The organism is Burkholderia sp. Ac-20384, assembly GCF_017104605.1.
Lineage (GTDB): Bacteria > Pseudomonadota > Gammaproteobacteria > Burkholderiales > Burkholderiaceae > Burkholderia > Burkholderia lata.
Genome location: NZ_JAAGPE010000017.1, coordinates 45017 through 66031, shown reverse-complemented (window position 1 = coordinate 66031; position 21015 = coordinate 45017). Strand labels below are relative to the sequence as shown.

General features: G+C 65.0%; 22 protein-coding genes. 10 read left to right on the top strand and 12 right to left on the bottom strand.

Features of this window, described 5'->3' with window-relative positions; all coding sequences use genetic code 11:
- Nucleotides 1-47: 47 nt before the first annotated feature.
- The 4 genes from G3O00_RS05525 to G3O00_RS05510 all read right to left on the bottom strand — a co-directional run bounded on the left by G3O00_RS05525 (nucleotide 48) and on the right by G3O00_RS05510 (nucleotide 3063).
- The gene (locus tag G3O00_RS05525) at nucleotides 48-590 is read right to left on the bottom strand and encodes a CbrC family protein (protein ID WP_206142343.1); all 543 of its coding nucleotides are present in this window, start codon (nucleotides 588-590) and stop codon (nucleotides 48-50) included.
- Between the two features lie 54 nt (nucleotides 591-644).
- Complete coding sequence (locus tag G3O00_RS05520; RefSeq protein WP_206142342.1) at nucleotides 645-1241, bottom strand: hypothetical protein; 597 nt, start codon at nucleotides 1239-1241, stop codon at nucleotides 645-647.
- 160 nt (nucleotides 1242-1401) lie between these two features.
- The gene (locus G3O00_RS05515) at nucleotides 1402-2172 is read right to left on the bottom strand and encodes a hypothetical protein (protein WP_206142341.1); all 771 of its coding nucleotides are present in this window, start codon (nucleotides 2170-2172) and stop codon (nucleotides 1402-1404) included.
- 273 nt (nucleotides 2173-2445) lie between these two features.
- Nucleotides 2446-3063 (bottom strand): HAD-IA family hydrolase, encoded by a 618-nt coding sequence (locus G3O00_RS05510; protein ID WP_206142340.1) that lies wholly within the window; start codon nucleotides 3061-3063, stop codon nucleotides 2446-2448.
- Nucleotides 3064-3373: 310 nt separating this feature from the next.
- Between G3O00_RS05510 and G3O00_RS05505 the strand changes: the two genes are divergently transcribed.
- Nucleotides 3374-4318, top strand: a complete 945-nt coding sequence (locus tag G3O00_RS05505; protein ID WP_174928879.1) for a LysR family transcriptional regulator — start codon at nucleotides 3374-3376, stop codon at nucleotides 4316-4318.
- Between the two features lie 458 nt (nucleotides 4319-4776).
- On the top strand, nucleotides 4777-5394 hold the full coding sequence (locus G3O00_RS05500) for an ABC transporter substrate-binding protein (protein WP_174929328.1): 618 nt from the start codon (nucleotides 4777-4779) through the stop codon (nucleotides 5392-5394).
- Between the two features lie 204 nt (nucleotides 5395-5598).
- Here G3O00_RS05500 and G3O00_RS05495 read toward each other — a convergent pair whose 3' ends face one another.
- From G3O00_RS05495 to G3O00_RS05480, 4 genes are all read right to left on the bottom strand, one after another.
- On the bottom strand, nucleotides 5599-6141 hold the full coding sequence (locus G3O00_RS05495; protein WP_206142339.1) for a hypothetical protein: 543 nt from the start codon (nucleotides 6139-6141) through the stop codon (nucleotides 5599-5601).
- A gap of 301 nt (nucleotides 6142-6442) precedes the next feature.
- The gene (locus tag G3O00_RS05490; RefSeq protein WP_206142338.1) at nucleotides 6443-6811 is read right to left on the bottom strand and encodes a hypothetical protein; all 369 of its coding nucleotides are present in this window, start codon (nucleotides 6809-6811) and stop codon (nucleotides 6443-6445) included.
- A gap of 79 nt (nucleotides 6812-6890) precedes the next feature.
- Nucleotides 6891-8876: a gamma-glutamyltransferase family protein gene (locus G3O00_RS05485; RefSeq protein WP_206142337.1), complete on the bottom strand. Its 1986-nt coding sequence runs from the start codon at nucleotides 8874-8876 to the stop codon at nucleotides 6891-6893.
- Between the two features lie 244 nt (nucleotides 8877-9120).
- On the bottom strand, nucleotides 9121-10077 hold the full coding sequence (locus G3O00_RS05480) for a LysR family transcriptional regulator (protein ID WP_011349316.1): 957 nt from the start codon (nucleotides 10075-10077) through the stop codon (nucleotides 9121-9123).
- A 102-nt stretch (nucleotides 10078-10179) separates the two neighbouring features.
- On the opposite strand from G3O00_RS05480, the gene G3O00_RS05475 reads away from it, so the two are divergent.
- From G3O00_RS05475 to G3O00_RS05460, 4 genes are all read left to right on the top strand, one after another.
- Entirely contained in the window at nucleotides 10180-11304 is a 1125-nt protein-coding gene (locus tag G3O00_RS05475) for an aryl-sulfate sulfotransferase (protein WP_206142336.1), read from the top strand.
- A 58-nt stretch (nucleotides 11305-11362) separates the two neighbouring features.
- Entirely contained in the window at nucleotides 11363-12718 is a 1356-nt protein-coding gene (locus G3O00_RS05470) for a uracil-xanthine permease family protein (RefSeq protein WP_206142335.1), read from the top strand.
- 285 nt (nucleotides 12719-13003) lie between these two features.
- Nucleotides 13004-13516: a DUF2165 domain-containing protein gene (locus G3O00_RS05465; protein ID WP_174928884.1), complete on the top strand. Its 513-nt coding sequence runs from the start codon at nucleotides 13004-13006 to the stop codon at nucleotides 13514-13516.
- 81 nt (nucleotides 13517-13597) lie between these two features.
- Nucleotides 13598-14536: a site-specific integrase gene (locus G3O00_RS05460; protein ID WP_174928885.1), complete on the top strand. Its 939-nt coding sequence runs from the start codon at nucleotides 13598-13600 to the stop codon at nucleotides 14534-14536.
- A 41-nt stretch (nucleotides 14537-14577) separates the two neighbouring features.
- On the opposite strand, the gene G3O00_RS05455 is transcribed toward G3O00_RS05460, so the two are convergent.
- The 3 genes from G3O00_RS05455 to G3O00_RS05445 all read right to left on the bottom strand — a co-directional run bounded on the left by G3O00_RS05455 (nucleotide 14578) and on the right by G3O00_RS05445 (nucleotide 16830).
- The gene (locus G3O00_RS05455; protein ID WP_174928886.1) at nucleotides 14578-15057 is read right to left on the bottom strand and encodes an RES family NAD+ phosphorylase; all 480 of its coding nucleotides are present in this window, start codon (nucleotides 15055-15057) and stop codon (nucleotides 14578-14580) included.
- The gene (locus tag G3O00_RS05450; protein WP_174928887.1) at nucleotides 15054-15509 is read right to left on the bottom strand and encodes an antitoxin Xre/MbcA/ParS toxin-binding domain-containing protein; all 456 of its coding nucleotides are present in this window, start codon (nucleotides 15507-15509) and stop codon (nucleotides 15054-15056) included. Before G3O00_RS05450 ends, G3O00_RS05455 begins: the two co-directional genes overlap by 4 nt.
- 412 nt (nucleotides 15510-15921) lie before the next feature.
- Nucleotides 15922-16830 (bottom strand): alpha/beta hydrolase, encoded by a 909-nt coding sequence (locus G3O00_RS05445; RefSeq protein WP_174928888.1) that lies wholly within the window; start codon nucleotides 16828-16830, stop codon nucleotides 15922-15924.
- 87 nt (nucleotides 16831-16917) lie between these two features.
- Between G3O00_RS05445 and G3O00_RS05440 the strand changes: the two genes are divergently transcribed.
- Nucleotides 16918-17304, top strand: coding sequence for a MerR family transcriptional regulator (locus tag G3O00_RS05440; protein ID WP_011349308.1), 387 nt, complete (start codon nucleotides 16918-16920; stop codon nucleotides 17302-17304).
- Nucleotides 17305-17497: 193 nt separating this feature from the next.
- Here the strand turns inward: G3O00_RS05440 and G3O00_RS05435 are convergent, their stop codons facing one another.
- Nucleotides 17498-18139, bottom strand: coding sequence for an HD domain-containing protein (locus G3O00_RS05435; protein ID WP_206142334.1), 642 nt, complete (start codon nucleotides 18137-18139; stop codon nucleotides 17498-17500).
- Between the two features lie 214 nt (nucleotides 18140-18353).
- Between G3O00_RS05435 and G3O00_RS05430 the strand changes: the two genes are divergently transcribed.
- The 3 genes from G3O00_RS05430 (at nucleotide 18354) to G3O00_RS05420 (ending at nucleotide 20984) form a co-directional block, all read left to right on the top strand.
- Nucleotides 18354-19319 carry a GlxA family transcriptional regulator gene (locus G3O00_RS05430; protein ID WP_206142333.1) on the top strand — a complete coding sequence of 322 codons (966 nt, stop codon included), beginning with the start codon at nucleotides 18354-18356 and terminating at the stop codon, nucleotides 19317-19319.
- A 316-nt stretch (nucleotides 19320-19635) separates the two neighbouring features.
- Nucleotides 19636-19947: a DUF4148 domain-containing protein gene (locus G3O00_RS05425; RefSeq protein WP_011349305.1), complete on the top strand. Its 312-nt coding sequence runs from the start codon at nucleotides 19636-19638 to the stop codon at nucleotides 19945-19947.
- Nucleotides 19948-20270: 323 nt separating this feature from the next.
- Nucleotides 20271-20984 (top strand): dienelactone hydrolase family protein, encoded by a 714-nt coding sequence (locus G3O00_RS05420; protein ID WP_011349304.1) that lies wholly within the window; start codon nucleotides 20271-20273, stop codon nucleotides 20982-20984.
- Nucleotides 20985-21015 lie beyond the last annotated feature (31 nt).

The window sequence follows — 21015 nt, the reverse complement described above, 5'->3', positions numbered from 1 at the left end:
ATGACGATGGGGCCTGCGATCGCCGTGCGATGCCGCCAGCCAGGCCATCAGTCGCAATCCTGGTAGCCGCCGAGTTCGCCGCAATGGATACAGCGAAACACATACGCTGTCGGCGAGCCGTCCTTGTCGAGTGCGGCAAAAAAGCGCTCCCACTCGGCGCCCTCGTCGAGTCCGGCCGACTCCCGAATCGACGCAACGGCCTGCGGGCCCAGCGTGCTCAGTTCACCGGCGCCCGCACGGCCGATGAACTGCCCGCCGTCGCCGCAATGCGTCCACCACCGTTCCTGCTGCCAGCCCTGAAAGCCCGGCGTGCGACAGGCGATTTCGTCGACGACCGCGTCGGGCACTTCGTCCCATTCGCCGCCGCCGATGCCGTCCGTGTCGGTAAAGACTGCGTCAAACCGCGCGTGCGCCGAACCGTCGGCGATACACCACGGGCAGATGCATTGCTCGTACTCGTCGACCGCATACACGGGGCCGGTGTACACGTAACCGCGCGCAACGCCGCAACACACGCAGCGCGCGTTCGAGCGGATCACGCTGCCCGTTGCCAGCGGGTCGGGATGGTACCTGAAAGCGGGTAACGACATGAGGCTCTCCGTCGATCCGGAACGTGGGGAAGCACGCGATGCGCATTCGAACGGCTATTGTGCCGCAGCCCGGCCGCGCGACTGCGGAACCTCAGCCTCGACAAACGTGCCGTTCACGAAACGATAGACGCGATGCGTTGCACCGCCGTGCGCGAGATATTCCCACCGGATGTCGATGCCGATCGGGTCGTCGCGCCACGCGATCGCCAGGTAGGGGGATTGCGCTCCACCATCGGTGTCGAGCGACACGGAGTCGACGCAGCTTTGAACCGGCAGCGAGAAACGCGGCACAGCACGGGCGCCGTGCAATTCCAGCACGTACAGCGCCCCTTCTTCGCCCGCACCGCAATATCCGGTCGGGCGGTTGTTCGACGATCGGTTGACGACGACCAGCAGATAGTCGTTGCCGTCGATCCGCTTCGCATGGTCCGACGGGAACGCGACGCTCGATGCATCGCGCAATGCGCGGCGGAGCGCGGCCGGCACGATCAGTGCCGATTTCTGGTGGCGGGCTGCATCGACGTCGACCAACCCCGGGCGCACCCATTCGATTTCGTGATCGTTGGCGAGCCGCACCGATTCGGGGGCCGGCGTTTCGGCGCAGGCAACGACAGCATGCGAGGCCAGCAGCGCCAGCGCCACAAGCTTCAACGCTATCGATTTCGTCGGGTTGATCCGTGTCCGCATGAATCGCGCAGGATTGTCGTGAAGTTCATCGCATGCGCGGGCATGCCGTTCGGGCAGCCCCGATTCAGGCGCGCACCGCGTGCATCGTTCGTCACGACGCACGCGGCTGATCCACGAGGCGCCGTCACTCGCCGCGCGGCACCGGCGGCGGCGCATAGCCGTTGTCATTGCCGGGGAACGGATTCGCGTTGCGGCGCAGCGCTTCCTCCTCGCTCTCCTTCTGCGCGAACACCGCGACGCCGATCACGCCGACGTTCGCGGCATCGCCGTACTTGGAATTCGCGACATAACTGTCGGGCACTGCCGCGAAACGGAACGCGGCGACTTCGTCGCGGCTCTTGCGGAAGCCCTCGATCGTCAGCGTGCGACCCGGATACAGCACGTAACCGCCGTTCGTATAGCTGCCCGGCCGGCCCGACAGCACGTCCAGCCCGTCGACGCTCGACACGATCTCGAACGTGCGGCGCCCCTGGTTGCGCAACACGATCATGTAGCGCGAACCTTCGACGCCCGCCATGTGCCAGCGGCCATCGCTGCGCGCCAGACGCAACGGCGCACCCTTTTCGTCCGTAAACGACAGCGCGATGTCGCCGTTGGCAAGCGCGACGCGCGTCGGCAACCGGCGAACCTGGGACGCGGCCGGGTGTCCGGGCAACGCATCGTTGTAGTAGACCGACGCGAGATCCGTCGGCTTCGCCGGATCCGCGCGTTCGAAATCGACCTGGCGGGTTTCGGATCGCACCGACTCGCCCCACGCGGTGCCGAGCCCGCGGCGTTCGCTGGCATCCGGTGCAGCGGCGGACGCACTGGTGCTGGCGGGCGGCGGAGGCGGCGCTGCGCAGGCGGCCAGCCAGAGCGCGCAGGCGAGCGCGAGAAGACGGAACAGGATGGTCATGACGTGAAGCCTCGGAATGTTATCGGGCCGCGCCGGACTGGCCGGAACGGCGTTTTGGTGTCGTCTGCCGTCACGATGTCGATCGGACGTGCTGGCCCGTATCGGCCGGCGCCACGATTGCGGCGGCCCGGCAACCGGGAGCCCCGCTATTTAAGCATGGCGGACAGGCAATGGGCAGGGGGCGCGCACGCCGCCCGTCGCGGGCCCGTGCCGGTGACGCCGCCCGGCGCACCAGCGACGAGCCCAACCGGCAGCACGAACAGGTACGCGATGTCAGCGCAACCTGAGATCGAATTCCGTCGTCAACGTCGCGATCAATCCGTCGATATCGTTCCGGCTGTCATCGTGCAGGATCGCGTGCATGCCCAACTGTCTCGGGGCAATCAGGTTTTCGGGCGTGTTGTCGATAAACATGGCTTCTTCCGGCTTCACATCGAGACAGCCTAATGCGTACTCGAATACTGCAACCCCTTCCTTGCCTGATCCTCTTTCCGCGGACACGACAATCGGATCGAACAGATCGTCGAGTCGCTGAGCCTTCCGCAGACAATCGATTCGGCCCTTCTTGTTATCCGTGATGATTCCCAGCGCATAAAACGGTTTCAGGCGTCGAGCGAGGTCAAACATTCCGGCGTTCGCCGGCGTGCTCAAAAATGCCGCTTCAAGCCAGCCGAAATCGAGCTCATGCCGAACCGACTCACAGACGGCTCGCCATATCGCGTTGTGCGTCGTCTTTCCAAGCAACAGGTCCGCGTTATGGCGAGCAAAAGCGTTCCGAAGCATGTCGTACTCAACGCCGGACTGTTCGCTCAGGTATCGGATTGTCGTGACCGACCCGGTTCTATCCGCCGTCAGCACCCCATCGTAGTCGAAGAAGATTGCCTTTATCACGCTATCCCTTTGAATCGCATTTGAAGCATCAGGTACCGACGCGAACCACCGCGCCTGGCGAGGCTGCCCTCGACAGCGCGCCGAAGCGGACTATCAAGAGCCGGCCATCCACGCTGCAAGGAGCTTGTCGCGCAAGTACCCGTCTCAGCGCAACCGTTGAAGAGAGTCCGTACAATAGCGCGGCGGGAAAATCCCCATCCCCGACTATCCTCGACCCTCACGCTTGCTAGCGGCACATTAACTCTCTTCGACAGATCTTTTCGGGTTTCATCCGATACCCACATTCTGCCGGATCAACAACAGACGAATCGTGGACATACTGCAGAGCATGAAGGCATTCGTACGCGTCGCCGAAGAGGGCAGCTTCACCGGCGCGGCGTCACGCATGAACACGACGACTTCATATGTATCGCGCGCAATCAGCGCGCTGGAAACGCACTTGCGCGCGCGTCTCTTCAATCGTTCGACGCGTCGTATCGCACTGACGGAAGCCGGCGAGCGCTATATGCGGCGTTGCGAGCAAATATTTGCATCGATTGACGAAGCCGAGGCAGAGGCGGCAGATGCGCAAGCGCGCCCGTCGGGTCGTCTGCGCGTTCACAGCCCGACGAGCTTCGGACAGTCGTACGTCGTACCGGCCGTCGTCGCGTTCCGCAAGCAGCATCCGGCGGTGTCGGTCGACCTGACGCTGTCCCAGAAGGTGCCGGACATGCTCGAAGAAGGCTACGACGTGTCGCTGCAACTGACCGCAACGACACTGCCCGATTCGGGTCTTATTTCACAGCGGCTCGGCGTACTGCACAGCGTGCTTTGCGCGTCGCCGTCGTATCTTGCGCGACACGGCCTGCCGCGCAGTGTCGCCGACCTCGACGGACACCAGTGCGTGCCGATCGTGTCGTCGTTGTTTCCGCACGATCTCTGGCATTTCGACGGGCCGCACGGGGACGAGCTGTTTCGTCTGCCGCCGGCGTCGTTCCTGGTCAACGGCGCCGACGCGCTCGCGACGGCATTGCGCGAGGAAGCGGGTATTGGCGCGGTTCCGATGCCGACCGCGTTGCCGGCGATGCGCAGTGGCGCCCTTGTGCGTGTGCTGCCCGAACATACGTTACAACCGCTGACAGCACACGTCCTGTACCCGTCTCGACAATATCTCGATGCGAAAATCAAGACCTTCATCGAAGCGCTGCATGCGCTGATTCCGCGGGCGCTGGAAGCGGACAGAGCCGCACTCGCGGCACTGAGCGGAAACGGATGAGCGCGTCCGCGTTCTTGTCGATTCCATGTTCCGTACTTCGAAATATGGCTCGCATCCGGGACGCGCACAAATACTGACGACTCGCGCGTCGCTTCGCAAGGTGAAACGATATGTTGCCGCCCGTCCATCTCGACGCGATCCGGCTATCGGTGCATGCTCCACCTTATCGCACGACACGCTTTGGCGACGACTGCCCTATTCCCCGGCGCAACCGAAACACATGGAACGCAGCACGGCGTCGTTTCGGGCAAGAAACCGTGTGACATCACGTACACGGCCGCCATGCTCCGTCTTTGCCACAGTTCACTGCGTGCCGCCGCGTTCCTGTATTGACGGCAGATAACTTCATTGAGGTTGGCTGCCGCACCAATGCCCCCCTGTCGCAGCACACTTTCAATGCAAAGATGCGAAACCATTCCCGAAAACTCATCGTCTGCTGTTCGCTTGTGTTGGGCTCGATGGCCTGCCCGGCAATCTGTAGCGCGAGCGACAGCGGCAACTATGTGCATATCGAGGATCAAACCGATCCGGGCGTATTGATTCAAACCGCGACCGAGAAAGTGCAGGACGAATTGCGCAAACGCGCGATCGATCCCGCGGATACGTCACGCATCATGGATATCGTCAACCGCGACATCCTTCCGTACACGGATATTCGCCGCACCACGCGCCTGGCGACGGGACGCCACTGGCGCGAGGCCACGCCCGCGCAGCAGGACGAACTCACCGCACAATTCCAGCGTCTGCTGATTCACACGTATTCAGGCGCACTAGGCTTGCTCACGCCCGATCAGAAATTTCAGTACCCCGGCACACACGGTGACGCCAATCGCGCCGATACAGTCGTCCGTACGGTCGCGATCTATAACGGGCAACCGGTCGAGATCGACTATCGCCTTTATCGCACGGCGAACGGCTGGCGCGTCTACGACCTCAATCTGCTCGGCGTGTGGCTTGTGCAGATCTATCGCCAGCAATTCAGCGACGAAATCGGCAAGCACGGCATCGACGGCCTGATCGCATTGCTCGCCGCACGCAATGCAGACATGGCCAATCACGGCGGCTCTGTGCGTTGAGCGTCCGGGCGGGCGTTGGCTGGGTGCGAGTGATGCCATGTCTCCTCGGCAGGATCAGGCATGTTCGATCTCGGACTTTGCGTTGCCGAATCTGCGTACCCGGATGAACTGATATCGAGAACGGGATGAACGGCGCGCCGCGCGCCGATAAAAAAAGCCCGGCCCGCATCGAAGCGGGCCGGGCTGTGTCGGGAAGCGTGACGCTTACAGCGCGCCGCCCTGCGCCGACGCCGAACCCTTCACGCCGACCGATGCGCCACCCTTCACCGGGTTCGTTGCGCCTTCGAGCGCCTCACCGGCCTTCGCCTTCGCGCCGCCTGCAACGTCGCCTGCCGTCGACACCGCGCCTTGCGCGTGGCTCTTCGCCGTGCCTGCGACGTGCTTCACGTGCGATTTCGTCGAGTGGACGGCCGATGCGGCGGCATCCTTCGCGGTGCCCGCTGCCGAACCGACTGCATGCGTCGCGCCGCCCACTGCATTGCCGGCTGCCGAGCCCACGCCGCCGACCGTCTTGCCGACGCCGTTCAGTGCGCCGCCCACGGCGTTGCCCGCACCCGAACCCGAACCTGCCGCATTCGCGCCGCCACCAGCCTGCACGCCCACGCCGCCACCGAGCAGCGGCGTCTGAACCTGCGCGCCGACACCTGCGGAACCCTGGGCACCGGTCTGGGCCGTCTGTGCGAACGCAGCCGAAGTCGCCATCGCCGTCAGTGCAGCACCCACCAGAATCGTACGAATCTTGTTCATGGTCATTCTCCCCAAAGACGTTGTTGCTGCGGGCCGCCTTCGTGCGGCTTGTCGCATGCCTTGCCGCGACGTGCGGCAGGTGGAGCTAATGTAGCGGCGCGAACGAGCAAAACGATTGATTTGCGGGGACTGTTACTTCCGTTGCAAATGCTGACGATTGACTCACACTGCTTGACAATCGGCGGCTTGCGGCGGGATTGATTGGTGGACTGGATGAACCTGGGAGGTACGCCACGCGGAGCATTCCGCGGCGGCAACGCGATCGATCGCAACGGATCGAGAAACCAGGCAAGCGAAACGGCTAGCAGGGAAACCGGCCGCTTCTATAAGCATGCCAAAGAACGTGCGTCGGCCAGCCGTCGATGCTGCCCGACAACCTGCTCCTCGCGATGAGTTCGATATCGTCGGATACGCAAGCCGCCACAGCGGCGTTCCCCGACGCGCCAAACGCGAGCTTGAACGCCTTTTCCCTCAGCACGCTTACGGCGGACCGGTCGACCGCTGCGCCTGGATCGTCGTCGACTTCGTCGAACGACGTCATCCATTGCGTATCGAACGGCTCGGCATCGCGACTGTCCAGCGCGCGGTCGCAATCCAGGTCGCAGAGGAAGTCGAAAAAGCTCGGCACCGACAGGATGGCGTCCATTTCAAGCAGATGCGCGTTCGTCATGTCGACTCCTTCACGATGTGCGGCCCCGATGGCCCGTCGGTGAATGCGGGCAGATCGGGGCCGTGCGCGTACCGCCTGATTACGGCCGGAACGTATCGCCGAGCACGACGCCTTCACGCCGCGGATCGGTGCCGCCCTGCAACGCGGGCGACTGGCCGACCGTCACGCGCATCACCGTATTGACGCCGCTCGCCTGCGCGGACGTCGACACCTTGTGCCCGAGCGCGAGCAGCCCCGTGATCAGTGGATCGTTCGCCCCGTTGTTCGCCGTGTTGACGTTCGGGTGCTCGCCGCCGATCGTGGTCGTCGGGCTGTTGCTCGCGCCGAAGTCGACGAGCCCCGCGGACTGCTGCGCGTCGAGCCCCCAGTCGAGCGCGCCGACGAGCGTCTTGACCACATATTGCGGAATCGTGCCGCCGCCCGGCGAACCGGTCGCCATCACGAAATCGCCACGCGAGCCGTCCGCGGCCTGCCCGAACACGATCGTCGGCGCCATCGAGCTGCGCGGCCGCTTGCCCGGCTGCAGGCGGTTAGCCACCGGATTGCCCGCGCTGTCGACCGGGTTCGCGGAAAAATCGGTCAACTGGTTGTTCAGCAGGAAGCCGTTGGTCATGTGGAACGAGCCCATGCTCGACTCGACCGTCGTCGTCGCGCTCAGCACGTTGCCGTCGCCGTCGACGATCGTGAACTGGTTCGTGCCGTGCTCGATCAGCGTCGTGTCGACACCGAGCGGCACCGCGCCGAGATTGCCGGGCTGTGCGGTCCCCATGCTCTTGGTCGGGTCGATCAGCGCCGCACGCGATTTCAGGTACGGCTTGTTCAGCAGCGTATCCCACGTGCCGCCCGGCAGCGGCACGAAATCCGTATCGGCCACGTACTTGTCGCGGTCGGCATACGCGAGCCGTTCGGCCTCGGTGACGAGATGCACGCCCGCGACGGTCGGCTTGCCGCCTTCGAGATCGATCGCCGTCGGCTTCAGCGACTTCAGGTCGTAGTTCTCGAGAATGCCGAGCGCCGACGCGACCGCGATGCCGCCCGACGACGGCGGCGGCATCCCGCATACCCAGTAGCTGCGATAGGTCGTGCACACCGGCGTGCGACGCTTCGCCTGGTACGCGGCCAGGTCGGCTACGGTCGTCTTGCCCGGCGTGAGCGTCGAACCGTCCGCGCCCTTCGTCGTGGCGATCTTCGCGACGATGTCCTGCGCGATCTGCCCCGTGTACAGCGCATTCGCACCCGACTGCGCCATCAGCGTCAGCGTGTGCGCATACGCGGGATTCTTCAGCACGGTGCCGAGCGTCTTCGGCGAACCGTCCGCGTTCAGGAAATACGCGGCGGCCTCGGGGTCGCGCTTCAGGTTCGCAGCGTTCGCCGCGATCGCATCGGCGAGCCGGCCACCGATCGGGAAGCCGTTGGTCGCGAGCGTGATCGCATCGCCGAACAGGTTCTGCCACGGCAGCCGGCCGTGATCCTGCTGCAGCGCCTCGATGAGCCTCGGCACGCCGATCGTGCCGATCGAGCGGCCGCTCGCCCGTGCGTTCGGCAGCGGCGCGGACTGGTCGGTCGCGTCGTCGACGTAGCGCAGGTAGTTCTCCGTCGCGGCGGCTGGCGCGGTTTCCCGGCCGTCGTATGCCTGCAGCGTCTTGCCGCGCGCATCGTAGTAGAGCAGCACGCCGCCCGAGCCAAGGCCCGTCGCTTCGGGTACGGTCAGGCCGAGCACGGCCTGCACGGCAACCGCCGCGTCGGCAGCCGTACCGCCTTTCTTCAGCACCGCGCAACCGGCCGCGCTTGCGTACGCGTTCGACGTGGCCACCAGATAGGTTTTCGCATAGACCGGTTTCATCCCGGTGCGATAACCCGACGACGCTTCCGGCAACGACGGGTCGCCTGGCTGGTTCGAGCCGACCACGACCGTCGCACCGCTGTTGTCGACCGCGAGGCAGCTCGCATCGGTGGAAGGTGTCGGCGTGCGGGCTGCTTCGTTCTCGACGTCGCCGCCGCATGCCGTCAACAGGGTGGCCGCGAGCAACGCGGACGCATACGGAAAAATCGCTGTTCTGTTCATTGTCTGCCGATGTTCTTGTAGGTCGTTGCGATGGACATCACGCTGCCTGCGCCCCCCTCGGTGCGCCGGCAACGCGTTCGATAGTCCCATGAACAAAATTTTTTCCGCAATAAGGGAATGACGTAATGCGACCGGACGTTGCGTACGCAACGTCGCCGATCTCGCACACGGGTTCGCGTGCTGCACTGCACTGCATCGCAGTGCGATGCGCCTGCGCGGCTGATGGCGTTACGTCGCAACGTCCTTATTTTGCTGCCCGACGGCGCTTACCGGCTGCCCGGCCGTCGGGCGCGAAGCCGCTTTCCATGGCTTCGATCGTCTCGGAGAAGAACGCGAGGAACATCGTCATCGCGACGGTCGCGCTCATGTCCGCCCGCTGGTAGATGCAGCTGAACGAGCGCGCCCCCGCGTCGGCAAGCGGCGTCCATGCGAGCCGGCCGGCGGCCACGTCTTCCGCGACGTTCTCGGCAATCAGGAAGCCGACGCCCGCGCCTTCGGCCACCAGGCGCCGCACCATCGGCACCGAACCCGTCTCGACCAGTGGCCGCACGTTGCGCGGCTGTCGCGCATCGATCTGGTCGAACATCGCGCGCAGTTCCGTGTCGGGTGTCATCAGGATCAGCGGATGCGCGAAGCAGTCGCGCATCCGCACCTTGCCGCCGGACGCCGCGAGCGGATGGCCCGGTGCCGTGACGACGCCCAGCGGCTGAGCGAACGCGCGCACTTCGACGACGCCCGCCGACGTGCGCCGGCGCAGCGCATAGCCGATGTCGGCCTCGCCCGTCTCGACCCAGCGCACGATGCTCTCGCCGTTTCCCGAGCGCACGCTGTACGTGACACCCGGGTAGCGCTGCATCGCGGCGAGGATCGCGTCGGGCACGAGCTTTTCCGCGGTGGATGCGGGCACCGCCAGGTTCACGTGCCCGCGTCGCAGCGCGCGCAGGTCCTCGACCTGCGTGAGCGCATTGTCGAAATCGCGCTGGCCGCGCCGCACGGCTGCGATCACGATCTCGCCGGCCAGCGTCAACTGCATGCCGCGCGGCAACCGGTCGAACAGCGGTACGCCGACCTGCTCCTCGAGATTGCGGATCTGCTGGTGCACCGCCGCAGCGGTCAGGTGCAGCGCGTCGGCCGCCTTGCGGATCGAGCCGCGTCTCGCGACTTCGTCGAAACAGCGGAATGTCTGCGATATCGAACGCATATGAGGTCCGTTAGATTTTTTCGAACAGGGCGTCAAGAATAATCCGATTTTACTGACCGTCCGGATCGTCTAGATTCCGCTGCATCCCCGTGTCCGATTCGAATGGAGACCGCAGTGACAACCGTCGACCAGATTACCCAGCGCCGCCGTGGCGTCGGCCTCATCGCCCACGATCCCGCCCTGTCAGCGGGCGGCTATACGCTCATCGCGCCGCAGACGGCCGACGGCAACGTCTATCTCGTCGGCATCGACGGCGAGGTCGCTCATCAGTGGAAAATGCCCGTGCGCCCCGGCCGCCATGCGGTCATCCTCGCGAACGGCAACCTCGGCTACAACGGCAATCATCCGCAATCCGAATCACGCTATGCGCCGTGGTCGATGTGGCATGGCGGCGACTTCTACGAAGTCACGCCGCAAGGCGAAACCGTGTGGCGCTACGAGGATCCCGCGCACCACCACGATGCGCAGTGGCTGCCGAACGGCAACCTGCTCTACGCCGCGTGCGAGCCGGTCGACGCCGCGTTCGCGCGGCGCGTGCCGGGCGGCACGCCGCACGGTGACGACGAGGTGATGTATTCGGACGTGATCCGGGAAGTCAACCGGGCCGGGCAGATCGTCTGGGAATGGCATGCGCGCGACCATCTGCGGCCCGAGGATTTCCCGATCGCGGCCGGCTTCGGGCGCTATCACTGGCCGCTCGTCAACGGCCTCGCGGTCGATGCGAACGGCCGCGTGCTGATGAGCCTGCGCACGACGTCGGGCATCATCGGCGTGGACCGCGCAACCGGCCGCGTCGACCTGCGGATCGGGTCCGACGTCGTGTCGCACCAGCACGCGCCGGTGCCGCTCGCGAACGGCAACATCCTCGCATTCGACAACGGCAATTTCCGCCACGGCGCGCACGTCGTGTTCTCGCGCGTCGTCGAGATCGATCCGGCGACGCAGCGCGTCGTGTGGTCGTACGCGGACGACGTCGTGAACCTGTTCTACACGCCGTTCATGGGCAACGCGCAGCGCTTGCCGAACGGCAACACGCACGTCACCGAATCGTCGACGGGCAGGCTGTTCGAAGTGACGCCGGCCGGCGAGGTCGTCTGGGAATACGTGATTCCGTGGTTCGCCGAATACCCGGACGAAGCCGCGCGCAAGACCGGCCCCGGGCAACTCAACAGTGTGTTCCAGACGTTCCGCTACAGCGCCGCGCAACTGCCCTGGCTGCGGGACTGACCCTCCGTTCATCGCCGGTTTCCGGCGCTCGTCGCCGTTCGCTTCGAAGGGGCCTGCCGTGTCGCACGATCCGATCCCAACGCCCGTCGACACGCGGCTGCCCGCTTGGCAGCTCGTGCTGTTCGGGCTGCAGCACGTGTTGTCGATGGCCGCGTCCCCGATCACGGCCGTGTTCCTGATCGCAAAAGTGCTCGCGCTGCCCGCGGAGCTGACGGTCCAGCTGATCGGCGCAACGTTCTTCGCGTGCGGGATCGGCACGCTGCTCCAATCGCTCGGCGCCGGGCCGATCGGTGCACGCATGCCATTCGTGATGGTGCCCGGCGGCGCACCGACGATGCTGTTCGCCGGCATCGCCGCGCAATCGGGCCTGCCGACGGCGGCCGGCGCGGCGTTGCTCGCCAGCGCGTTCTACTGGGTGCTGCTGCCCGTCTTCACGCGCTGCCTGCGGCTCTTTCCGCGCATCGTCGTCGGTGCGATGCTGTTGCTCGTGTCGGTCAACCTGATCCGGATCTACGCGACGATCGTCGTCGGCCAACCCGATTCGGCCGATTTCGCTCAGCCACGCGCGCTCGGTCTCGCGCTGGCGACGATCGTCGCCACCGTCGTCGTGGCCGGTGCGTTCCGCGGCACGCTCGGGCGGCTCGCGGTGCTGATCGGCCTGATGGCCGGTGCGACGCTCGGCTGGGCGCTCGATGCGATGCCGGCGCTCGCCGACGTGTGGCGCGGCCCGCTGTTCACGCATCCGGTATGGCTGCCGTTCGGGATGCCGCGCTTCGACGTGCTGGCCGCGCTGCCGCTGCTGATCTTCACCGCGATCTCGATGGCCGAGGCCACCGCGCAGACGGTCGCCGTCGGCGAAACGTGCGGCAAGCCGATCTCGCTGCCACGCGACGTGCCGAAGACGATACGCGGCGATGCGCTGGCGTCGCTGGTCGGCGCGCTGTTCGGCACGCCGTTGATCGTGACCAGCGCCGAGAATATCGGTGTCGTGCAGACGACTGGCGTGCGCTCGCGCTACGTGACGGCTGCCGCCGGTGCGATCCTGATCGTCATCGCGCTGTTTGCACCGCTCGCGCGGCTCGCGTATGCGATTCCGGCCGCCGTGGTCGGCGGCACCGCGCTGGTCGTGTTCGCGATGATCGGCGTAATGGGCATCCGGCTGCTCGCCAGCGTCGACCTGCACGCACGCGCCAACCAGTACACGCTCGCAGCCGCGCTCGTCGTCGGCCTTGCGCCGATCCTGGTGCCGAACCTGTATCGCCATTTCGGTGCGCCGGTGCAGATCGTGCTCGGCAACGGCATGGCGGCCGGCACGCTCGCGGCCATTGCGACGCAACTGGCGTTCGCTGCATTGGCGCGGGCAAGGGGACAGGTAGGCACGGTAGCGGCAACTGCACCTTCGCGCGACGCATAACGGCGACGGCCGGCAGCGCGATACGCGCGCAGGCCCCGCTTGACGACGCTCGAGGTTCGACCGACAATCGCCGCTCCCTCCTGGCGCGGGCACTCGATCCAGCCGGCGCGTGCGTCTCCTCGACGCCGCCCCGGCTTCAGGTTTTCCAGTCCCGATCTCCGCGCCGCCGTGCCACGCACGCAAACCGCCGGCCCCGCCGGACACGCTCATGCAGGTATCGCCCCGAACGCCGGCTGATCGCCGCGCGGTCGCGCTTTCGCCTGCCCATTCATTTCGGAGTCCATTGTGATCGTTCGTCTTTCCAAGGCAGCCATGGTGCTTGCCATGGCTTTTTTCGCATCGCTCGTCGCGTTCGGCAACATCACCGACTACGCGACGAATTTCGCGTTCGTGCATCACGTGTTCCTGATGGACACGACGTTCCCCGGCAACGGGATCATGTATCGCGCGATCGGTACGACGTGGGTTCATCACGTCGGCTATATCGGCATCATCTCGATGGAAACGCTGACGGCCGTGCTGTGCTGGATCGGCGGAGTCCGTCTGCTGCGCGCGCGACGCACCGGCGATGCTGCATTCCGTGCGGCCAAGGCATATGCGATCGCCGGCCTGACGCTCGGCTTCCTCACGTGGCAGGTCGCCTTCATGTCGGTCGGCGGCGAGTGGTTCGGCATGTGGATGTCGAAACAATGGAACGGCGTGCCGGACGCGTTCCGCTTCTTCATCACGCTGCTGCTCGTGCTCGTCTACCTGACGATGAACAACGACGACATCGACGACACGCGTACCGCGCACTGACGCGTCGCTTGCATCGGGCCGGGCGGCCGAAAGGACATCGGGACGATTGCCGGCGTCACCGCGTCCGGCTATAAATCGTGCATGGACACGAATCGCTGGATTCACGACCCCGTTGGCGCCTTCCGCGCGTGGCAGGAAACCGCCGCGACCGGCGCCGATCGCCGGCCGTTCGCGCCGCGATCGGTCGTGCAGCACGTCGCGATGTTCGAACGGTTCCTGCGTTACCTGATTGCACAGCGCGTGTCGCTCGCCACGTTCGGGCCCGACCACGTCGCAGCCTTCCTGGCGGAACTCGAGCGTACCTGCGCGCCCGGCACGTCGACCCGCGTGCGTTACGCGAAGCTGATCGACCGGCTGAGCCGGCATCTGGTCGAAGCCGGCGTGCGCACGATCCATCCGGCCGGCCGGACGACGCGCGATCTCGCATGGCCGGACGGCGAGCCCGAGCCGTGCTACCTGCCGCCCGATGCCGACGCGGCGCTGCAGCGCCATGTGCAGCCACGAGCGGGCGACACGCCGGCCGACTGCAGGAATCGCGCGATCGTCGCGCTGCTACTTGCGAGCGGCATCACGTCGGCCGAGATACGCGCGACCACCTGCGGCGCGCCCGATCTCGACGCGCGGCCGCCTGCGCTATCCGTGCCGCGCGATCGGGCACGGCCGGCACGCCGGATCGCGCTCGCCGAATTTGCGCTGGCGCCGCTCGCCGCATGGCGCGTGCGCTCGCCAGACGCACCGGCATCCGCGTTGCTGTTTCCCGCGCCGCGCGGCGGTGGCGCGATGAACGACATGTTCCTGCTGCTCGTGGTGCGCGACGCGTTGACCGCGATCGGCTTCCACGCGACGGACCTGAGCCCGCGCGTGCTGCGCAATACGTATGCACGCCGCCAGTTGCTTGCAGGCCACGCGCATGCCGACGTCAGTGCGATGCTCGGTCTCGTCAGCGCGCGAACGGTCACGCGCATCCGGCAGACGCTGCCGCCCGACGCGGCCGCCGACCGGGCCGCGCACGAGCGCTGATCCCGCCCGCGCCCGGCACGGGTCGCGTGTCGATCGGCGCCCTATTCGCCCTGCTTCGACTGGATCAGCCGCAGAATTCGGGTGTCGTACGGTGATTGCATGACTTCCGCGACACGGGCCTCGGATGCGGCCGGATGCAGCGGATTCAGCAGGAAGTTGTGCGCGTGCGGCACGACGACGCTCGGCACGCGCAGCAGCGCGCTCGGCTGTGTGTGCAGCCACTCGGTGCCGGCGCTGCGGGTCCAGTCGACGTTGGATCGCCAGTCGTCAGGCGCGTCGCCCTCCGCGATTTCGGCGATATCGACCGAATCGGCTACCTCGATGCGAAGCAACTGGTATCCGCTCGGCAATTGCGCGACCGTAGCGATTTCAAAATGAACGAGCGTCTCGAGCAGCGCGAGCGCCGGATGCTCGGCGAGATACACGACGGGCTGCCCGGCAAAGTGCCAGCGCCCGCCGGCGCGCAACCCGCCGATGCCTTTCAGGTCGGCGAAATTGCTGATCCGCCACAGCGTCGTCAAGCGAAGTACCCCTCGTCGATCTGCGTGAGGACTTCCTCGACGAGCCGCGCGCCATGCTCGGTGCTCGCCATGTCGAGCGACGTGCGGCCGCCGAAGCGCTCGAGCCCGTTGCGCAGCCACGCCATCGCCTTGTCCTGGTCGCCGAACGTGGCCGTCGCCTGCGCGACGATGCGCGCGAGACGGATCGCCTTGTCGGATTCCTCCTGCGACAGGCGTTCGTGCGCCTGGCGACGATGGCTCAGCGTGCGACGCGGAATGATGAAGGCCAGCTCGTCGGATTTCAGCCCGCGCTCGGACAGACGGTCGATCACCGAGACGTCGACGCGTGCGCTCGCCAACTCGGCAAGATCGGCCCCCGATCGGACGCGGATCGCCAACAGCTGCTCGAGAATCGTGAATTCGGCCTGACGCGGATGCGCGACGCCCGAAGGATGGAAAGCAATGGTGCTCATGACCTCTCCCGGCAATTTGCCCAATCATTATAGGCGTTTTGCCGAAAATAGGCGGAAACGGGTTGGAGGGCGCAGGTGGCACCCGGCGAAGCCTTCGTGAGAGCAGCGGCGGGCAGGCGTCGCCGGTCTGAAAGCAGGTGAGTACGGTCGCGAATCGAAGATTCGCTTCGGCGGAAGGTTGTATCTATTCAGTATATAAAGTCCATGCAAGTATCACATGGTTGTCACGTAACAACTTTTTTATCGATTAGCGTTCCGACTATAAGATGGGCGTGAACAGTCCCCGTCGCCACGCGCAGATTCGCGAGATGGCGAAATCGCTCGATCGAGGCTGACAGAACCGGGAAAGAAGTCCTTGTCCGCGGTTCGTCCGACTTCGTTTGCCATCCTTCCCCGCTGGTGCACGACGGCTTCAGCGCCCGGACGCCGACCTGACGAATGCCGCCAGGTCGTGGTTGAACCGGTCGGGCTCCTCGATAAACGGCGCGTGGCCCGAATCGGCATATACCTTGGTGGCGATCCGTGAATTCAGCGTGATCGCACGTGCAAGCGTCTTGCGCGTATCGACCAATGCGTCGTGACCGCCGTAGACAAAAAGCAGCGGTACGCGCGCTGTGCCGAGCCCCTCGGCAGCGGAAACCGTCATCGTCGGGATTGCCCGCTGCATATCCCACGATGCCATCGCGGCATTGGCAAGAAGCCGGCTGAAGGTCTCGGCACCCGGTCGATGGTTGAAGCACAATTCCAAGAATCTGCGCTCGCCGTCCAAATGCGTTTTCAGATCCGGCGAATTCATATCGCGATAGACCTCGGGATGATCGACGATTTGACCAGGTGCGAGTTCGACCACACCATCGACAAAGACGGCACCCGCGACGTCGCGGTCCCCGTAGGCTGCGAGGTAGTTGGATATCACTACGCCACCCAGCGACCAACCGACCACAACGGGTTTGCGCGCATGCGCGCCCTTGACGACGGCATCAAGGTCATCGGCCCAACGACGTCCATCGCGATACGGCGCAGCTCCGGACGGCTTGTCCGAGAGACCATGGCCGCGCAGATCATAGGTAATGATGCGGTAGTGGCGCAATTCGGCGCTCTGCACTTGCGCGTCCCAGTCCAAACGACTGCCGAGCAGACCGTGAATCAGGATCACCGGGCGGCCATCGGGGTTGCCGTCTTCCTGAACCGCAAGTCTTACGCCGTCTTTCGACGTAACCATGTAGCTTTTGGGCGCAGCCACGGCACTTGGCACCGACGTAATCAGTATTGCCGCCGTTACTACTGCGTTCAGCAAATCAATCAGCGATCGGATCCGCATGAAAAAGTCCTCGGAAGTGAGCAGTTCTCCGAGTCTCAACCCTTACACTGATGTGAGAGTCAAGCGGCATGTGCCAGGCTGACGTTCATGGACACGATACTCATGCAGAAATGGCTGACGATAGGGGCGCTCTCGCAACATACCGGCGCAAGCGTGCGGTCGATCCGGCACTACGACGAACATGGCTTGCTCGCGTCGGTACGTGCAAGTAACGGCTACCGCATGTTTCCCGACAAGGCAGTCACACAGGTCAGGCAGATTCAGCGCATGATTGCGACCGGTTTCACCATCGACGACATTCGCGGCTTTCCCGACTGCATGCTTCTGATCGAAGGCGCGCGCTCGTGCGATCAGGTCACCGAGGTCCAGCAGCAACGCCTCGCAGCCATCGAGCGTCAGTTGGCGGATCTCGAGCGACGTCGCGCCCGGCTTATCCAGACCTTGTCGGAAGGCAGGATTCCGCCAGTCGACTGATGCCGGCCGATGTCCGGACAGACGAACCGCCACGCAACAGGAGCGGTGCTGAATGGACACGGTCGCCGCAGGCGCGAGTCGGTTCTCGAGCGTCCTGCTTTCACGACATGATCGGACTCCTGATCAATATCGCAACCCCGGCTCTTGTTTCCCCCTACTCAGTGCCGGGGATCGTGTGCCATAAGGAAGCCGATCAGCCGGCCCACGCGGACGCCCGGATCACGCTGCAGAAATTGCCCGCGTGGAAATGCGGATCCTTGTCTGCGAGCACGTCGGCCTTTACGTTGCCGAATGTCGTGTCAGGCTTGTGCTTGATCCCGTCGTAGAACGCCTGAATGATGTCCTCCTTGAAGTGCGGCGTACGCGGATGCGCACGAACGACGGCCTCGCGCTCGACGTCGCTGTATTCCGGATACGTCAGGCCCAGCACGTCCATCTCGACGCCTGCGGTAACGAGCGCGATCACCGGATGCATGTGCTGCGGGATACCCGGCGTGGTATGCAACGCGATCGAGGTCCACACGACGTCGATATCCTGCTGCGAGATGCCCTTGCCCTTCAGGAAATCGCGGGCGGCGTTGGCACCGTCCACCTCGAAACGCTCGCACGCGCTGCTGTGTTTGTGCGTGAGCCCCATGTCGTGGAACATGCAGCCGCAGTAGAGCAGCTCGGGATCGTATTTCAGCCCGCGCCGCTGGCCCGCGAGCGCCGCGAAATAGAACACCCGGCTGGAATGATGGAACAGCAACGGAGACGCGGTATCGCGAACGAGCTCAGTGATCTCACGCGTCAGTTGGCTATCGGGAATGGTGATGCCTGCAACGTTCTCAGTCATGATCGACCTCCATTGGAAACACCCTTTATTCTCCGGAGACCGATAGCTGGCTTCAATAGACGCATTACGTCAAATCCTGCCATTTTGTGCGACGGACGGACACGGTGCCCGCGCGGCAAGAAGAACGCAGGAAACAGGCTCATCAGCCCGCGTCACGCGCCGCTGGCGCCTCTATACTGCTACCCGTCACGTTCGACACGCCACGCAATCGATCATGCCGAAGGTCGTAGGAATTTTCGCCGTTCCGGGCGTTCAACTGCTCGATGTCTCCGCACCGCTCGACGTCTTCGCGCAAGCGAACGCCGAATGCGGGAAGCCGTTCTATACGTTGCGGATCATTGCAAGCGAGTCCGGTCCGATCCGCAGTTCGTCCGGTGCGCAGTTGCTGCCCGACTGGATCGTTCCCGACATTCCTGAGCGAATCGACACGCTGCTGGTCGCCGGTGCGCCGAGCGCCGGCCGGATCGCACTGCGCACCGACGTCCTCGCGTGGCTGCGAGCGACAGCCGTGCAGAGCAAGCGCTACGGCTCGATCTGCACCGGCGCATTCATCCTCGCGGCCACCGGCCTGCTGAAAGGGCGTCACCTGACCACGCACTGGGCCGCTGCCGGCGCGCTTGCCGAAGCCTATCCGTCGCTCGCTGTCGACGCGGACGCGCTGTACGTGCGCGACGGCAAGCTGCGCACCGGCGCCGGCGTCACGGCTGGGCTCGATCTCGCGCTCGCGCTGGTCGAGGAAGATCTCGGACGCGAGATCGCGCGGCGCGTCGCCGCGCAACTGGTCATGTTCTTCAAGCGCCCGGGCGGGCAACTCCAGTTCAGCCGCAAGGGCGAGGCGCGCCCCGCCGGGCGTTCGGTACTGCAGGAGGTCCAGCGCTGGATCGCGGCAAATCCGGAGCTCGAGCATTCGGTGGCGGAAATGGCGAAGCATGCGGGCATGAGTCCGCGTCACTTCGCACGGCTGTTCCGTGCGGAAGTCGGCATGACGCCAGCCGCATGGGTCGAGGCGACCCGCATTTCGGCCGCCCGCCACTTGCTCGAGAACGGCCACGACACGCCGAAACAGGTCGCCGCGAAATGCGGCTTCGCGAATGTCGATACGCTCAGGCGGTCGTTCACCCGGCATGTCGGAATCACGCCTGCCGAATACCGGAAACGACAGGCGGTCGTGGTCGAGTGACGCGGCAGTGCGCACGGACGGCACGGCCGATATCGAAGGCCTCGTTCAAATATTTCGGAATGCGATTCAACTGATCGTTGTGTGGCCCCGGCCGATCGACGACATTGCCCCGCTCGAAGGTCCATCCGCAGTCCCTGCCAGGCACCGGACGCCCTCGCAATCATCAGACGAAATACCCGCCTGCCCGGATCGTTTACCCAGTTGCAATAATTAATCGCTGGAACGCGTATTTCCGACCGGTAGCGCGATCGCTACGATGCAATCAACCGCTGAACGCAACAAGCGAAGCGCGAAATCAATGAAACCGGAGGTCATCATGAAGTCGTTCATCTACGCAGTCGTCGCCGCAACCGCCCTGTCCGCCTCGTACGGCGCATTTGCACAATCGAACCCGTCGGGCCAGCTGACGCGTGCCCAGGTGCGCGCGGAACTCGTCCAGCTCGAACAGGCCGGCTACAAGCCCGAAGTCTCCGATCAGTACTACCCGCGCGCGCTGCAGACCGCCCAGGCCCGCGTGACGAACGCCGATGAAACCGGCTACGGCGCGCAAGCCGCCGCTGGCGTACGCGCCGGCCGCGCGATCGCAGTCAAGCAGGATGGCCGCGACTCCGTGTATTTCGGCCAGTAAGCCGGACACGCGCCCGCGTATTCCGATACGCGCGCAGCAGACGAAACACCCCGCTCCCGTTCATCGGGGCGGGGTGTTTGCTTTCCGGTCGTCCGCTCCCGGAACGGATTGCCTGCCCTCGATCGACGCGATCTTGCGGATCGCGTACCGCGCGGCTCCGTTCACGACGGTAGCCGGTGTTTGCGCATAGAATGGCCGCGTGGTCGGTGCCGGCCGAAACGAACGCGAGCGGAACCACGACGCCCGGCTTGCCCGATCGTCGCCGTGCCCGCAGGCCGGCCCCGATGCCGCACTCATCGCATTTTTCGAAAAGGAGCGGTTTCATGTCTCAAACATCCGGTTCCATGATCACGTTTCGACGCCCGGACGGCCAGGAACTGCAGGGCTATCTCGCCACGCCGGCAAAGACCGAAGGCGCGCCCGCGGTCGTCGTCATCCAGGAATGGTGGGGGCTGAACGACCAGATCCGCGGCGTCGCGGATCGCCTCGCGCGCTGCGGCTACTTCGCACTCGTACCCGACCTGTATCGCGGCAAATCGACGGTCGAGGAAGAGGAAGCGCATCACCTGATGACCGGGCTCGATTTCGGCGACGCGGCTTCGCAGGACATTCCGGGCGCCGTGACGCATCTGAAGACGCTGGCCTCGCGGGTCGCGGTGACGGGTTACTGCATGGGCGGCGCACTCACGCTGCTGTCGCTGCAGTTCGCCGATGCGGACGCAGGCGTCACGTGGTACGGCTTCCCGCCGCTCGACTACCTCGATCCGGCCAAGCTCAAGGTGCCGCTGATGGGCCACTGGGCCACGCAGGACGCATTCTTCGCGATCGACCAGGTCGATGCGCTCGAAAAGAAGCTGACCGATGCGAAGGTCAATGTCGAATTCCATCGCTATCTCGCGCATCACGCGTTCGCAAACGAAACCGCCGTCGGCCCCGGCCGCATCGCCGGCACGCAATTCGATCCGGTGTGGTCGCAAACGGCGTGGGATCGCACGCTGACGTTCTTCGGCCGCACGCTTTGGGAAAAGCAGGGGTAACGTAACGCCGCGTCCAATGCGCGCGGCTACG

Excerpts from the sequence above, each read along its gene's own strand:
- G3O00_RS05445 (WP_174928888.1), bottom strand. The coding sequence starts at position 16,830 with ATGCGGATCCGATCGCTGATTGATTTGCTGAACGCAGTAGTAACGGCG.
- G3O00_RS05480 (WP_011349316.1), bottom strand. The coding sequence starts at position 10,077 with ATGCGTTCGATATCGCAGACATTCCGCTGTTTCGACGAAGTCGCGAGA.
- G3O00_RS05515 (WP_206142341.1), bottom strand. The coding sequence starts at position 2,172 with ATGACCATCCTGTTCCGTCTTCTCGCGCTCGCCTGCGCGCTCTGGCTG.
- G3O00_RS05440 (WP_011349308.1), top strand. The coding sequence starts at position 16,918 with ATGGACACGATACTCATGCAGAAATGGCTGACGATAGGGGCGCTCTCG.
- G3O00_RS05500 (WP_174929328.1), top strand. The coding sequence starts at position 4,777 with ATGGCCTGCCCGGCAATCTGTAGCGCGAGCGACAGCGGCAACTATGTG.
- G3O00_RS05490 (WP_206142338.1), bottom strand. The coding sequence starts at position 6,811 with ATGACGAACGCGCATCTGCTTGAAATGGACGCCATCCTGTCGGTGCCG.
- G3O00_RS05485 (WP_206142337.1), bottom strand. The coding sequence starts at position 8,876 with ATGAACAGAACAGCGATTTTTCCGTATGCGTCCGCGTTGCTCGCGGCC.
- G3O00_RS05435 (WP_206142334.1), bottom strand. The coding sequence starts at position 18,139 with ATGACTGAGAACGTTGCAGGCATCACCATTCCCGATAGCCAACTGACG.
- G3O00_RS05420 (WP_011349304.1), top strand. The coding sequence starts at position 20,271 with ATGTCTCAAACATCCGGTTCCATGATCACGTTTCGACGCCCGGACGGC.
- G3O00_RS05475 (WP_206142336.1), top strand. The coding sequence starts at position 10,180 with ATGGAGACCGCAGTGACAACCGTCGACCAGATTACCCAGCGCCGCCGT.
- G3O00_RS05450 (WP_174928887.1), bottom strand. The coding sequence starts at position 15,509 with ATGAGCACCATTGCTTTCCATCCTTCGGGCGTCGCGCATCCGCGTCAG.
- G3O00_RS05425 (WP_011349305.1), top strand. The coding sequence starts at position 19,636 with ATGAAGTCGTTCATCTACGCAGTCGTCGCCGCAACCGCCCTGTCCGCC.
- G3O00_RS05430 (WP_206142333.1), top strand. The coding sequence starts at position 18,354 with ATGCCGAAGGTCGTAGGAATTTTCGCCGTTCCGGGCGTTCAACTGCTC.
- G3O00_RS05525 (WP_206142343.1), bottom strand. The coding sequence starts at position 590 with ATGTCGTTACCCGCTTTCAGGTACCATCCCGACCCGCTGGCAACGGGC.
- G3O00_RS05460 (WP_174928885.1), top strand. The coding sequence starts at position 13,598 with ATGGACACGAATCGCTGGATTCACGACCCCGTTGGCGCCTTCCGCGCG.
- G3O00_RS05495 (WP_206142339.1), bottom strand. The coding sequence starts at position 6,141 with ATGAACAAGATTCGTACGATTCTGGTGGGTGCTGCACTGACGGCGATG.